This window comes from Rhizobium brockwellii (assembly GCF_000769405.2).
GTDB classification, from domain to species: Bacteria; Pseudomonadota; Alphaproteobacteria; order Rhizobiales; family Rhizobiaceae; genus Rhizobium; species Rhizobium brockwellii.
The window spans coordinates 1,374,535-1,388,110 of sequence record NZ_CP053439.1 but is presented as its reverse complement, the minus strand read 5'-3'; the positions used below and the strand labels follow the sequence as shown (position 1 = coordinate 1,388,110).

The 13,576-nt window shown below is 61.8% G+C and carries 12 protein-coding genes; 9 read left to right on the top strand and 3 right to left on the bottom strand.

Annotated elements, in window-relative coordinates; translation table 11 throughout:
• Window positions 1–20: 20 nt before the first annotated feature.
• The 7 genes from plsY (at window position 21) to rpmG (ending at window position 9,335) form a co-directional block, all read left to right on the top strand.
• Entirely contained in the window at window positions 21–641 is a 621-nt protein-coding gene (gene plsY, locus RLCC275e_RS06990) for a glycerol-3-phosphate 1-O-acyltransferase PlsY (protein ID WP_003558484.1), read from the top strand.
• On the top strand, window positions 641–1,783 hold the full coding sequence (dprA, locus tag RLCC275e_RS06985) for a DNA-processing protein DprA (protein WP_033180309.1): 1,143 nt from the start codon (window positions 641–643) through the stop codon (window positions 1,781–1,783). Before plsY ends, dprA begins: the two co-directional genes overlap by 1 nt.
• 248 nt (window positions 1,784–2,031) lie before the next feature.
• Window positions 2,032–4,686 carry a type I DNA topoisomerase gene (gene topA, locus RLCC275e_RS06980; protein WP_033180310.1) on the top strand — a complete coding sequence of 885 codons (2,655 nt, stop codon included), beginning with the start codon at window positions 2,032–2,034 and terminating at the stop codon, window positions 4,684–4,686.
• Window position 4,687: 1 nt separating this feature from the next.
• Window positions 4,688–7,060, top strand: a complete 2,373-nt coding sequence (gene rnr / locus RLCC275e_RS06975; protein WP_033180311.1) for a ribonuclease R — start codon at window positions 4,688–4,690, stop codon at window positions 7,058–7,060.
• Between the two features lie 123 nt (window positions 7,061–7,183).
• Window positions 7,184–7,636 (top strand): DUF983 domain-containing protein, encoded by a 453-nt coding sequence (locus RLCC275e_RS06970; RefSeq protein WP_033180312.1) that lies wholly within the window; start codon window positions 7,184–7,186, stop codon window positions 7,634–7,636.
• Window positions 7,637–7,890: 254 nt separating this feature from the next.
• The gene (locus RLCC275e_RS06965) at window positions 7,891–9,075 is read left to right on the top strand and encodes an MFS transporter (protein WP_003558476.1); all 1,185 of its coding nucleotides are present in this window, start codon (window positions 7,891–7,893) and stop codon (window positions 9,073–9,075) included.
• Window positions 9,076–9,167: 92 nt separating this feature from the next.
• Complete coding sequence (rpmG, locus tag RLCC275e_RS06960) at window positions 9,168–9,335, top strand: 50S ribosomal protein L33 (protein WP_003547442.1); 168 nt, start codon at window positions 9,168–9,170, stop codon at window positions 9,333–9,335.
• Between the two features lie 738 nt (window positions 9,336–10,073).
• Here rpmG and RLCC275e_RS06955 read toward each other — a convergent pair.
• Together RLCC275e_RS06955 and RLCC275e_RS06950 are read right to left on the bottom strand one after the other, a co-directional pair.
• The gene (locus RLCC275e_RS06955) at window positions 10,074–11,447 is read right to left on the bottom strand and encodes a PleD family two-component system response regulator (protein WP_033180313.1); all 1,374 of its coding nucleotides are present in this window, start codon (window positions 11,445–11,447) and stop codon (window positions 10,074–10,076) included.
• Between the two features lie 18 nt (window positions 11,448–11,465).
• Complete coding sequence (locus tag RLCC275e_RS06950) at window positions 11,466–11,837, bottom strand: response regulator (protein ID WP_003547430.1); 372 nt, start codon at window positions 11,835–11,837, stop codon at window positions 11,466–11,468.
• Window positions 11,838–11,969: 132 nt separating this feature from the next.
• Between RLCC275e_RS06950 and RLCC275e_RS06945 the strand changes: the two genes are divergently transcribed.
• Both RLCC275e_RS06945 and RLCC275e_RS06940 read left to right on the top strand, forming a co-directional pair.
• Window positions 11,970–12,278, top strand: coding sequence for a DUF3572 domain-containing protein (locus RLCC275e_RS06945; protein ID WP_003558471.1), 309 nt, complete (start codon window positions 11,970–11,972; stop codon window positions 12,276–12,278).
• Window positions 12,279–12,280: 2 nt separating this feature from the next.
• The gene (locus RLCC275e_RS06940) at window positions 12,281–12,955 is read left to right on the top strand and encodes a hypothetical protein (RefSeq protein ID WP_033180314.1); all 675 of its coding nucleotides are present in this window, start codon (window positions 12,281–12,283) and stop codon (window positions 12,953–12,955) included.
• Here RLCC275e_RS06940 and RLCC275e_RS06935 read toward each other — a convergent pair.
• The gene (locus RLCC275e_RS06935; RefSeq protein WP_033180315.1) at window positions 12,930–13,517 is read right to left on the bottom strand and encodes a hypothetical protein; all 588 of its coding nucleotides are present in this window, start codon (window positions 13,515–13,517) and stop codon (window positions 12,930–12,932) included. The two genes, RLCC275e_RS06940 and RLCC275e_RS06935, sit on opposite strands and share 26 nt — an antisense overlap.
• Between the last annotated feature and the right edge of the window lie 59 nt (window positions 13,518–13,576).

Sequence of the window (13,576 nt, the reverse complement as noted above, 5' to 3'; positions counted from 1 at the left end):
TGGAGAGGCTGAGGGGGCATATGTTATCCAATCTCATGTCATGGCAGATCACGCTGCCGATCGCGCTTGCCGCCGCCGTTATCGGCTATCTCTTCGGCTCGATCCCGTTCGGCCTGATCCTGACGCGCGCCGCCGGCCTCGGCGACGTGCGCAGCATCGGCTCCGGCAATATCGGTGCGACCAATGTGCTGAGAACAGGAAACCGGACGCTCGCTGCGGCGACGCTGCTGCTCGATGCGCTGAAGGCATCGGCTGCCGCCTGGGTCGTCAGCTATTTCCTCGGTGAGGAGGCCGCTATCATCGCCGGCTTCTTCGCCTTCATCGGCCATCTCTTCCCGGTCTGGATCGGCTTCAAGGGCGGCAAGGGTGTCGCCACCTATATCGGCACCCTGCTCGGCGTCGCGCCGATCATGGTCGTGCTCTTCGCCGCCGTCTGGCTGGCGGTCGCTTTCACTACCCGCTACTCCTCGCTGTCGGCGCTGGTTGCCATGCTTGTCATTCCGGTTGCGCTGTGGATACTGGGCAACGAAAAGGTTGCAGCTGTGATGGCGATCATGACCCTCATCTCCTACTGGAAGCACAAAGCGAATATTTCGCGCCTGATGGGCGGGACGGAAAGCAAGATCGGGGCAAAGGGGTAATGGATGCGCTGAGCGCCGGACCAAAAGGCGTTGTTCTGACCGAACGGCAAAGAATTGCCTGGCTGCGCCTCATCCGTTCCGACAATATCGGCCCTGCCACCTTTCGCGACCTCATCAATCATTTCGGTTCGGCCGAGGCAGCACTTGCCGCACTGCCGGAGCTTTCGGCACGCGGTGGCGCTACGCGAGCAATCCGCATCGCCAGTGAGGGCGAGGCGCATCGGGAACTCGAGGCGGCGCATCGCTTCGGCGCCCGCTTCGTCGGCATCGGCGAGCCGGACTACCCGCAAGCGCTGAAACAGATCGACGGCGCGCCGCCGCTTCTGGCCGTCAAGGGCACACTTGCCGCTGCCAAACGGCCGGCCGTCGGCATCGTCGGCTCGCGCAATGCCTCGATCGCAGGCGCGAAATTCGCGGCGATGGTGGCGCGCGACTGCGGTCGGGCGGGTTACACAGTGGTCTCGGGGCTAGCACGCGGCATCGACACATCAGCCCACCGGGCAAGCCTCGATACAGGCACGATCGCGGCGCTCGCCGGCGGTCTCGACCAGCCCTACCCGCCGGAGAATATCGGCCTGCTCGAAGAGATAACCGGCGGCAACGGCCTGGCGGTGAGCGAGATGCCCTTCGGCTGGGAACCCCGCGCCCGCGACTTCCCACGCCGAAACCGGCTGATCGCCGGCATCGGGCTCGGCCTCGTCGTCATCGAAGCGGCGGCGCGTTCGGGCTCGCTGATCACGGCGCGGCTTGCCGGCGAGTTCGGCCGCCTGGTGTTTGCCGTGCCCGGCTCACCGCTCGATCCGCGCTGCCATGGCACCAACGGCCTGCTGAAGGACGGTGCTTCGATCGTCACCGCACCCGCCGATGTCGTCGAGGCCCTGGCGCCGCTTGCGCAATTCGACCTGTTCCCGTCATCGATGGCGGAGGAACCCGCGCCTGACGGCAAGCCGATGTCGATGCCGCCCGGCGATTCCGATCGAAACCGCATCATCGATGCGCTCGGGCCGACGCCGGTCGAAATCGACGATGTCATCCGCCATACCGGCCTGTCGGCATCCGCGGTCTATCTCATCCTTCTGGAACTCGATATATCGGGAAGGCTGCACCGGCATCAGGGTGGTCTTGTCTCGCTTTCCGATTGAACCTGGGTACACATGAGGCGGCGGCTTTGCGAATTGCCGAACCCTGAGTCGAAGACCTTTGGCAACCCATCTGGAATTGTATTTTCCAAACGCTCTTCCTTCGGCTGCAGAAGACACAAGAGGTAAAATTGTAGCAAACCCCTTGACCGCGGCGATTTCCCTGTCCATGTCGGAGGGCCGATATCCATGTTGCGGTGTGTGTCGCGCTGGCTTCAACGCTGGCGTCGTTTCCTTTTTAGAGAATCATCATGAATGTTGTAGTGGTGGAATCGCCTGCCAAGGCCAAGACGATCAATAAGTATCTGGGTCCGGGATACAAAGTGCTCGCCTCCTTCGGCCATGTGCGCGATCTGCCTGCCAAGGACGGTTCAGTTCTTCCTGATCAGGATTTCGAAATGATTTGGGAGGTCGATAGCGCCTCCGCCAAGCGCATGAAGGACATTGCCGACGCGGTGAAGTCCGCCGATGGCCTGTTTCTCGCGACCGACCCCGATCGCGAAGGCGAAGCGATTTCCTGGCACGTTCTCGACATGCTGAACAAGAAGCGGGTGCTGAACGGTAAACCGGTCAAGCGCGTCGTCTTCAATGCCATCACCAAGAAGGCGGTGCTCGACGCGATGGCCGATCCGCGCGACATCGACGTGCCGCTGGTCGATGCCTATCTCGCGCGCCGCGCGCTCGATTATCTCGTCGGCTTCAATCTTTCGCCGGTGCTCTGGCGCAAGCTGCCCGGCGCACGTTCGGCCGGCCGCGTCCAGTCTGTGGCGCTTCGCCTCGTCTGCGACCGCGAATCCGAGATCGAGCGCTTCATTTCGGAAGAATACTGGAACATCTCGGCGCACCTGAAGACGCCGCGCGGAGACGAGTTCGAGGCAAGACTGGTTTCGGCGAATGGCAAACGGCTGCAGCCGCGCGCAATCGGCAACGGCGAGGATGCCGGCCGGTTGAAGGCCTTGCTCGAAGGCGCGAGCTACGTCGTCGACTCGGTCGAGGCGAAACCGGTCAAACGCAATCCCGGACCGCCCTTCACGACCTCGACGCTGCAACAGGCCGCCTCCTCCAACCTCGGCTTCTCGGCCTCGCGCACCATGCAGGTTGCCCAGAAGCTCTATGAGGGCGTCGATATCGGCGGTGAGACGGTCGGTCTCATTACCTATATGCGAACCGACGGCGTGCAGATGGCGCCCGAAGCGATCGATGCGGCACGCAGCGCCATCGTCGACCAGTTCGGCGCGCGCTACATGCCGGAGAAGCCGCGCTTCTACTCGACCAAGGCGAAAAATGCCCAGGAAGCCCACGAGGCGATCCGTCCGACCGATTTCTATCGGTCGCCCGACCGTGTGCGCAAATTCCTCGATGCCGACCAGATCCGGCTCTACGAGCTGATCTGGAAGCGCGGCATCGCCAGCCAGATGGCGTCGGCCGAGATCGAGCGCACGACGGCTGAAATCACAGCCGACAACAAAGGCGAGAAGGCCGGGCTGCGCGCCGTTGGTTCCGTCATCCGTTTCGACGGCTTCATCGCCGCCTATACCGACCAGAAAGAGGACGGCGAACAGAGCGACGACGGCGACGAGGATGGCCGCCTGCCAGAGATCAATGCGCGCGAAGCGCTCGCCAAGCAGAAGATCAATTCGACGCAGCATTTCACCGAACCGCCGCCGCGCTATTCGGAAGCGACGCTGATCAAGAAGATGGAAGAGCTCGGCATCGGCCGCCCCTCCACCTATGCCGCGACTCTGGCAACGCTGCGCGACCGCGACTATGTGACGATCGACAAGCGCAAGCTGATCCCGCAGGCCAAGGGCCGGCTGGTGACGGCTTTCCTCGAGAGCTTCTTCACCAAATATGTCGAATACGACTTCACCGCCGATCTCGAAGAGAAGCTTGACCGGATTTCCGCCGGCGAGTTGAACTGGAAGCAGGTGCTGCGCGATTTCTGGAAGGATTTCTTTGCCCAGATCGAGGACACCAAGGAACTGCGCGTCACCAACGTGCTGGATTCGCTGAACGAAGCGCTGGCACCGCTCGTTTTCCCGAAACGGGAGGACGGCAGCGACCCCAGAATCTGTCAGGTCTGCGGCACCGGCAACCTGTCGCTGAAGCTCGGCAAATACGGCGCCTTCGTCGGCTGCTCGAACTATCCGGACTGCAACTACACCCGCCAGCTCTCCTCCGAAAACGGCGGAGAAGCGGACGGCGCAGCGCTCAACGAGCCGAAGAACCTCGGCACCGATCCGACCACCGGCGAGGAACTGACGCTGCGTTCCGGCCGCTTCGGCCCCTATATCCAGCGCGGCGACGGCAAGGAAGCCAAACGCGCCTCGCTGCCGAAGGGCTGGAAGCCCGAGGACATCGATTATGAAAAGGCGATGGCGCTGATCTCGCTGCCGCGCGATATCGGCAAACATCCCGAATCGGGCAAAATGATCTCGTCCGGCATCGGCCGCTATGGGCCGTTCCTCCTCCATGACGGTTCCTATGCCAATCTGGAGACCGTCGAGGACGTGTTCTCGGTCGGCCTCAACCGCGCCGTGACTGTTATCGCCGAAAAGGCGAACCAGGCACCCGGCCGGGGCGCGCGCGGTACGCCGGCAGCGCTGAAGACGCTCGGCGATCATCCTGATGGCGGCGCCATTACCGTTCGCGACGGCAAATACGGCCCCTATGTCAACTGGGGCAAGGTCAACGCCACACTGCCGAAGGGCAAGGATCCCCAGGCGATAACCGTCGAGGAGGCGCTCGCCTTGATCGCCGAGAAGGCCGGAAAGACACCTGTGGGCAAAGCGGCCAAGACGAAAGCCAAGCCGAAGGCGGCGGCCGCCGAGGCCAAGAGCACCAAGACGGCCGCCAAGCCGAAGGCAACGAAGGCGAAGGCGCCCGCGAAATCGAAAAAGAGCTGACGTGAGCAGGATACCGCGCGAAAGAACAAATCCCGCGGGCAAGCGCCCGGGCAAGATCGGCCGCCCGGGCAAGGATGCTCCCGCCGTCGAGCCGCTGAACATAGTCCACGGCGCTCTGCCTTCACGCGAGGTGGTTCTGCGCTTCATCGCCGATCATCCGCAGAAGGCGTCCAAGCGTGAACTCGCCAAGGCTTTCGGCCTGAAAGGCGATAGCCGCGTCGAGCTCAAGCAGATGCTGCAGGAGCTCGAGCAGGAAGGCATGCTGCAGAAGAACCGCAAGTCGCTGATCCGTCCCGGTGCGCTGCCGCCTGTCACCGTTCTCGATATCACCACACGCGACAAGGATGGCGATCTGATCGGCCGGCCAGCGGAATGGCCTGAGGATCAGGGCGTAGCACCCGCCGTCGCCATCCGCCAGCAATCGCCCGCAGGCCGCCAGGGCAAGGGCAAGGCGCCCGTCGCCGGGCTCGGCGACCGCATCCTGGCAAAGATCTTCCCGGCCGCCGATCGCGGCGGGCCGGCGTATACGGCGCGGATCATCAAGGTGATCGACAGGCGCCGCGGCGCCTCGATGGGCGTCTTCCGAACAGAACCGGGCGGTGCCGGCCGGCTGCTGCCGATCGAGCGGCGCGGCGAGGAGATGGTGATCGATCCTGATTTCACCGGCGGCGCCAAGGACGGCGATCTGGTCGAGGTCGAAATCGCCCGTCTCGGCCGCTTCGGCCTGCCGCGCGCCAAGGTGCTTTCCGTCGTCGGTTCCGTCGGTTCGGAAAAAGCGCTCTCGATGATCGCAATCCATGCGCACGGCATTCCGCATGTCTTCCCGCCGGCCGTCATCGCCGAAGCGGAAGCCGCAAGGCCCGCCACCATGTCGCATCGCGAGGATTGGCGCGACGTGCCGCTGATCACCATCGACCCGGCCGATGCCAAGGACCATGACGACGCCGTCTATGCCGAGCTCGATCCCTCGCCCGACAATCCCGGCGGCGTCCTCGTCACCGTCGCGATCGCCGACGTCTCCTGGTATGTCCGACCCAATTCGCCGCTCGACCGCGAGGCGCTGAAGCGCGGCAATTCGGTCTATTTTCCGGATCGTGTCGTGCCGATGCTGCCCGAGCGTATCTCTAACGATCTCTGCTCGCTGAAAGAAGGCGTCGACCGCCCGGCGCTCGCCGTGCGCATGAGCTTTTCCGGGGAAGGCCGCAAGATCGGCCACATCTTTCATCGCATCATGATGAAGAGTGCCGCCAAGCTCTCCTACCAGCAGGCGCAGGCGGCAATCGACGGAAAGCCGGACGATCAGACCGGCCCGATGCTCGAACCGATCCTGAAGCCGCTCTGGCACGCCTATGAGGTGATGAAGCGCGGACGCGACCGGCGCCAGCCGCTGGAACTCGACATGCCGGAGCGCAAGATCCTGCTGAAGCCCGACGGCACTGTCGACCGGGTCGTCGTGCCGCCACGTCTCGATGCGCATAAGCTGATCGAAGAGATGATGATCCAGGCGAACGTCTGCGCCGCCGAGACCCTGGAAAAGAAGCGTCAGCCGCTGATCTACCGCATCCACGACGGTCCGACGCTTGCCAAGCAGGAGATCCTGCGCGAGTTCCTCGCCACGCTCGGCATCTCGCTTGCCAAGGGCGGAAACATGCGCGCCAACAACTTCAATGGCATTCTGGCGAAGGCGGACGGCACGCCGCATCAAACCATGGTGAGCGAGATGGTGCTGCGTTCGCAGAGCCAGGCGATCTACGGTCCGGAGAATATCGGCCATTTCGGCCTCAACTTGATGAAATATGCCCACTTCACTTCGCCGATCCGCCGCTACGCCGATCTCATCGTGCATCGCGCCCTCGTCGGCTCGCTCGGCTTCGGCGAAGGTGGCATCACGCCCGAAGAAGAGGCAGCGCTCGACGATATCGCCGCCGAAATCTCGACCTTCGAGCGCCGGGCCATGGCAGCCGAGCGCGAGACCGTCGACCGGCTGATCGCGCATCACCTCAGCGGCCGGGTCGGCGAGGAATTTGCCGGGCGGGTCTCGGGCGTGACGAAATCGGGGCTTTTTGTGGCCCTACCGGACTATGGTGCCGACGGTTTCGTCCCTATATCTACGCTCGGCACCGATTACTTCATCTATGACGAGGCGCATCAGGCGCTTTCCGGTGAAAAGACGGGGCTCGGCTATCGCCTGGGCGACAGCGTCACCGTGAAGCTTGCCGAAGCGATCCCGCTTGCCGGCGCGCTGCGTTTCGAAATGGTCAGCGAGGGCCGCGAGATGCCGGCGGCGGTGCGCTCCTTCCACAAGGCGGGCCGCCGCGACAGGGGCCAGGTCCGCAAGAAGCCCGGAACGAGGCCGCCGCGCGGACGGCACTAAAGCGCGTCGCAATCGTTCAGATTGGCTCCCCGCGCCGTAGGTCCTTGTGTTTACGCATGTCGTTACGGCGAAACCGCAGCACAGTTTCGCGCGATATGCTTTAGATCCGAAGAGGAACATGCGATGAGCACACCGACCGATCCGGCTGCCCGCTACGGGGGTACGCCCGAGGTCGAGCGTCCGCTTGGGCGCTCCATCATGCGCGGGTTGATGAACCGCTGCCCTGCCTGCGGCAACGGCAAGCTCTTTCGTGCCTTCCTGAAGCCGGTCGATCATTGCGCGGCCTGCGGCGAGGCGATGCATCACCAACGCGCCGACGACCTGCCACCCTATATCGTCATCCTCGTCCTCGGCCACGTCGTGGTCGGCGGCTATATGCTGACCGACATGACCTTCGTGCTGCCGGTCTGGGTGCATCTCGCCATCTGGGCGCCGATCACCGTCATTACCGCGCTTGCCTCGATCCAGCCGATCAAGGGCGGGGTTATCGGTCTGCAATGGGCGCTGCGCATGCACGGCTTCGGCGGAGAGAGTGATGGTCCGGACGATTATGACATCCCCGGCCGGTCGAATTAGCGCCTTCACCTTCCAGACATATTTAACGTGTAGTGCCAGCCCTCCACCGACCACCACCCAAATGCGGGAGCCAACGATCCTCAAGACCTGACATGGTTAGCATTTCTTGCCCGAACGGGCTTTACATTCCGCAGATGGTCACTCACATCGGAAATACTGCGAAGCGGCATCCGTCACCTGGATTTGGCACGTCCGTGTCTATCTATCTGATGGGACCGACCGCTTCGTTCGCGCAGCTCTCTAAGGATGGATAAATGTCTCAGCCGAGAACCGGCACACCGGGCGATGTCGAAGAAATCCATTGGCCTTCTCTGGTGGCAGCCATCTCGTCCATATCCGCCGTCGGCATAGCAATCGGCCTCGGTCTGCCCCTCCTCAGCATCATCCTCGAAAAACGCGGCATCTCGTCCACCCTGATCGGGCTCAACACGGCGATGGCCGGGGTCGCGGCGATGGCCGCCGCACCTGTTACCACCCGGCTTGCCCATAAATACGGCGTTGCGCCGACGATGCTCTGGGCCGTGCTGATTTCGGCGCTGAGCGCGCTCGGTTTCTATTACGCGCAGGATTTCTGGATGTGGTTTCCGCTGCGTTTCGCCTTCCATGGCGCGACGACGACGCTGTTCATCCTCTCCGAATTCTGGATCAACGCCGCCTCGCCGCCTTCCAAGCGCGGTTTCGTGCTCGGCATCTATGCGACGGTGCTTTCCCTTGGCTTCGCGGCCGGACCACTGCTCTTTTCGATCCTCGGCAGCGACGGCATCTTCCCCTTCCTGATCGGCGCCGCCGCCATCCTGCTTGCGGCCATCCCGATCTTCATCGCCCGCGACGAAAGCCCGGTGCTCGAGGAAAAACCGGAGCTGCATTTCATGCGCTACGTTTTCCTGGTGCCGACGGCGACGGCGGCGGTCTTCATCTTCGGCGCGGTCGAAGCGGGCGGGCTGTCGCTTTTTCCGATCTTTGCGGTGCGCGCCCATTTCACCGAATCGCAGGCCGCACTGCTGCTCACCATGATGGGTGTCGGCAACGTCATCTTTCAGATCCCGCTCGGTCTGCTTTCCGACCGCATCGCCGACAAGCGGCCGCTTCTGGCCGGCATGGCGCTGATGGGCTTCATCGGCTCGATGATGTTGCCGCTGTTGCTCGACAACTGGCTGCTGATGGCCGGGCTCCTGCTTTTCTGGGGCGGCTGCGTCTCAGGACTCTATACGGTCGGCCTCAGCCATCTCGGCTCGCGGCTGACCGGGTCCGATCTTGCTGCGGCCAATGCTGCCTTTGTCTTCTGTTATGCGATGGGAACCGTGGCCGGCCCGCAGGCGATCGGCGCGGCGATCGATGTCGCTGGAAATAACGGTTTTGCCTGGGCGATTGCGGCATTCTTCGGTCTTTACGCCCTACTTTCCGGCATCAGACTGATGTTCATCCGAAAACGGGCTTGACTTTTCGGGCGGGATTCGTAGTTTCGCGCTAGGATTTGCCGTGGAGCCCATCCGGCTTCCACGGCTTTCATTTTCTTAAAGGCAGGACGACCATGGCCAAGGCTACAACAATCAAGATCAAGCTGCTGTCGACAGCCGACACCGGTTTCTTCTACGTCACCACGAAGAACAGCCGTACGATGACGGACAAGATGACGAAGACGAAGTACGACCCGGTTGCAAAGAAGCATGTCGAGTTCAAGGAAACCAAGATCAAGTAATCACTTGGCCTGACGGATTTCAAAAAAGCGCGCGCCCTCGGGTTGCGCGTTTTTTATTGCCTGGATTGATCGTCTTCAAAAGTGATAGCGCAAACAGAAAAACGCCGCCCTTCCATCTTCGGGAAGTGGCGGCGTTTTCTTGAAAGGGGGTCGGCCAGCATGCAAAACGGCACGAGGAACCGCTATAACTTGCCTACTAGCCGACCGACCCCACGACCCAGGAGATGCGGCGGACCTGAGCATCATGGGGTATCGACAACTCCTCAACGGGAGCGCTTCTCTTATGAGCCGATAATTTGCGCAAAAATGAAAGAAAATCAACAAATTCTTAATGGTGAATGTTTGCAGCTTGATTCTATGGTTAAAAGTCCAGTTTTGGGACATACAAAGATTTATCGGCTCTGCTTGGACTCGAAGCGTAGCGCCTGACCTTTCGAAGAAATTCGACAATTAAACTTAATAACTTAAGCCACCCCTCCCCTTACGTGGGGTGATGCCGCCGCAATCTATTTGACCCTGTCGGCGGCAGGCAGTTTTTATATTCTCCATTTCATTTTGAGCTACGGGCTGATGCTCTCAAGACTATCGTGCGGCAACACATCCGCAGCAACGCAGCGTGTCCATTTTTGGGCTATTGAACTGCAAATTTTTCGTTCCGCCCTGCACAGGCGAAGATTAAAAATCGGTAACAATTGGCTTACCGCGGTGGAAAACCCGCATATGGCGGCAAATGATTCGTCACGCGGCCGCAGCGACCACACGGTTGCGGCCGGTATTCTTGGCCTCGTAAAGAGCCAGATCCGCCTGTTTCATCAGCTGGCCCGGGGTCAGCACCGACGCAATACGCGAAGCGATGCCGAAGGAAGCAGTGACGTTCAGCGCTTCCCCGGAGTGTTTCAGCATGAAGGGAGCAGTTTCGATCGCCGCGCGCAGGCGCTCGGCGACGGCGGCGGCAATTTCTGGGGAGGTGTCGGGCATCACGACGACGAATTCCTCTCCACCGTAGCGGCAGGCGAGATCGGCACCGCGGATGGTCGAACGGACGCGACTTGAAAATTCCCGCAGCACCTCGTCGCCGCCGTCATGGCCATAGGTGTCGTTCACATGCTTGAAGCGGTCGATATCGGTGATCAGCACCGAAAGCGGCCGGCCGCGCGCCATCGAACGGTTGAAGAGCACGTTCAGGTGATTGTCGAGATAGCGCCGGTTATAAAGGCCGGTCAGCGGATCGGTCACGGCAAGCTCGATCGTCTGCTTGACGCTGGCGCGCAGGCGGTCGTTGTAGCGCTTGCGGCGGATCTGCGTCAGGCTGCGGGCGACCAGTTCGTTGGGATCGACCGGGCGGATAATGTAGTCGTTGACGCCGAGATCGAGCGCGCGCACGACCATGTCGTCAGCGCCCTGCTCGGTGATGATCAGGATCGGCAGGAAGCGTGTGCGCTCCAGCGAGCGCAGCTGTGAGCAGAGGCGAAGCGGATCGTAATCGTCGAAGTTGGCGTTGACGATAACGAGATCGAACGCGCTTTCGGCCGCTTCGAAGAGGGCGGCCTGCGGATCGGAGAGGGCAAGCACGTCGGCGACGGGCTTCAGCGCCTTGATGATGCGCTCCTGCGAATTGGCGCGGCCGTCGACGAGCAGGACCTGAGCCGTCTCGTCGGCACGGCCCTCGCCTGCCCGCGTGAGGTCGTCGATGCCCATCGTATGGGCGGTGTCGGCTCGGATGCGCAGCTCATCGCTCAACGTCTTCAGCCGTAGCAGGCTCTTCACCCGTGAGATCAGCTGCAGATCGTTGACCGGCTTGGTGAGAAAATCGTCGGCACCCGCCTTCAGGCCGCGCACACGATCGGTCGGCTGGTCGAGCGCGGTGACCATGACGACTGGAATATGGGCGGTCTTCTGGCTGGCCTTCAGCCGCTCGCAGACCTCGAAACCGTCTATGCCGGGCATCATGATATCGAGCAGGATGAGATCGACCTGGTTGCGCTCGCAGATCGCCAGGGCCGTGTAACCATCGGCCGCGGTCATCACGTCGAAATACTCCGCAAGCAGCCGCGCTTCGAGCAGCTTTACGTTGGCCGGAATATCGTCAACCACCAGTATTCGCGCAGTCATCAGCGTCTTTCCGATGCGTCAGGCATCGCCCAGATAGGTCTTGATCGTCTCGATGAATTTCGGAACCGAGATCGGCTTGGAAACATAGGCCTCGCAGCCGCCCTGGCGGATCCGCTCCTCGTCGCCCTTCATCGCGAAAGCCGTAACGGCGATGACGGGAATCACATGCAGCTCGTCGTCTTCCTTCAGCCATTTGGTAACTTCGAGGCCGGAGACCTCGGGAAGCTGAATATCCATCAGGATGAGGTCGGGGCGATGCTTGCGCGCCAGATCGAGCGCCTCCATACCGTTTCGGGTCTGGATCGTCGTATAACCGGACGCCTCGATGAGGTCGCGAAAGAGCTTCATGTTGAGCTCGTTATCTTCTACAATCATCACCTGTTTGGGCATGACAAGCTGTCCCTACGTCCGTTCGCGCAGCGGTTCGTCCCATGAGAAAGGCACATGCGGACAAATAGCTCGTGAAACCGATAGCGCACGCTACCGGTATTTGGTTGAAGAAAAGGTAACTTACCCAGCGAAATGCAAAGCAACTTCAAGACTTCGAAACAACAGGCTGCCGATCCGCACGAGACGGCGATCGCTGTGCTCGGCTGGCTTGCCGACGATCCCGACATGTTCGGCCGCTTTCTCGCCCTGACGGGTGTGGCGCCCGGCCAGGTGCGCAACGCCGTCAACGATCCGGGATTCCTTGCCGGCTTGATGGATTTTCTGATGAACCACGAACCGACGGCCATGGCTTTCTGCGCGGCGAGCGGCATAAGCCCGGAGACGGTGACAGCCGCCTGGCGGCATTTTTCTTCGCCGGGCCTCGATTCCGGAGAATACTGATCGTGGCCTCCGAAGAATTCGATATCTCGCATATCCGCCTTGGCGAACGGCCGTTGATCGTCTGTGACGTCGACGACGTCGTGCTGCAGTTCATCGGTCCCTTCCAGCTTTTCCTTCAGAGCCAGGGTCACGCGTTTCTGCCGCGATCGTTCCGGCTTCACGGCAATATCGTCTCGCAGGCCGACGGCGTGGAGATCGAAGATCGAGAGGTTAGCCGGCTGATCGAGGAATTCTTCGAGGCCCAAGAGCTGTGGCAGACGCCGCTCGACCGCGTGGTCGAAACGCTCGACCGACTTTCCGAAGAGGCCGATGTGCTTTTCCTCACAGCCATGAGGCCGCGTTTCCAGGACCAGCGCCGACGCCTGCTGGACAGGATGGGTCTCGTCTTTCCGCTGCTTGCCACCGAACAACCCAAGGGGCCGATCGTTCACGCATTGCATGCCAGCCGCTCCCTTCCCGTCGTCTTCATCGATGATATGGCGCGCAATCTGCATTCCGTCAGGGATCACGTCGCCGATTGTCTGCTGATTCACCTGATGCCGAACTCGCCCGTCCATCGTTTCGCACCGGCCGCCGCCGACGACATCACCCGCGCCACCGACTGGACGCATGCGGCCGAGCTGATCGAGGCGCATTTTGTTTCCGGCACTGTCACGCACGCAGTTCCAGCCGCATGAGCGGACGGCCGTCCTTGCGCCGAGCTACCGTTTCGAAACCGGCGGCATCGAAGATCGCCGTCGAGCCGATGCAAAGCGTTACGGATTTCGACTGCGTCACATGATCGATCGGACAGGCTTCGAGCAGCCGCGCTCCCTGGCGCCGCGCATGGTCGATCGCGCCGGCGCGCAGCCGATGGCTCATTCCCGTGCCGCGCAGTTTGGGCAGCAGGAAAAAGCAACTGACGGCCCAGATTGATGGATCATGCGCATCGCCCTCCTCCAGTGGCCGCGAGACGGTGCGCGGCGAATTGAACTGCGGCACGTCGTGGCGCGGCCCGACCTGCACCCAGGCGACCGGCGCGCCGCCGGCATAACAGAGGATACCAGGCGGCGGGCCGGCCTTGATCCGCTCCCGCATATGCGCCTTGCGCTCGTCTGCCGCCATCTTCGTCCTCACCGCATGAGGCAGGCGCAGCGCGACGCACCAGCAATTGTAGAAGGCCCCTTGCGGACCGAACAAGGTTTCGAAGTCTTCCCAGCGTCCCGCCTTCACCGGCTCGAAAAGAAGGTCGTTATCCAAAGGCAAAGCTCCCACCCTCTCTTGTGACTCGGAAGCATAAGGCGTAACTTCACGACGTT

Bases quoted from the DNA above. Each gene is read 5' to 3' on its own strand.
- plsY (WP_003558484.1), top strand. From the start codon at position 21: ATGTTATCCAATCTCATGTCATGGCAGATCACGCTGCCGATCGCGCTT.
- dprA (WP_033180309.1), top strand. From the start codon at position 641: ATGGATGCGCTGAGCGCCGGACCAAAAGGCGTTGTTCTGACCGAACGG.
- topA (WP_033180310.1), top strand. From the start codon at position 2,032: ATGAATGTTGTAGTGGTGGAATCGCCTGCCAAGGCCAAGACGATCAAT.
- RLCC275e_RS06970 (WP_033180312.1), top strand. From the start codon at position 7,184: ATGAGCACACCGACCGATCCGGCTGCCCGCTACGGGGGTACGCCCGAG.
- RLCC275e_RS06965 (WP_003558476.1), top strand. From the start codon at position 7,891: ATGTCTCAGCCGAGAACCGGCACACCGGGCGATGTCGAAGAAATCCAT.
- rpmG (WP_003547442.1), top strand. From the start codon at position 9,168: ATGGCCAAGGCTACAACAATCAAGATCAAGCTGCTGTCGACAGCCGAC.
- RLCC275e_RS06955 (WP_033180313.1), bottom strand. From the start codon at position 11,447: ATGACTGCGCGAATACTGGTGGTTGACGATATTCCGGCCAACGTAAAG.
- RLCC275e_RS06950 (WP_003547430.1), bottom strand. From the start codon at position 11,837: ATGCCCAAACAGGTGATGATTGTAGAAGATAACGAGCTCAACATGAAG.
- RLCC275e_RS06945 (WP_003558471.1), top strand. From the start codon at position 11,970: ATGCAAAGCAACTTCAAGACTTCGAAACAACAGGCTGCCGATCCGCAC.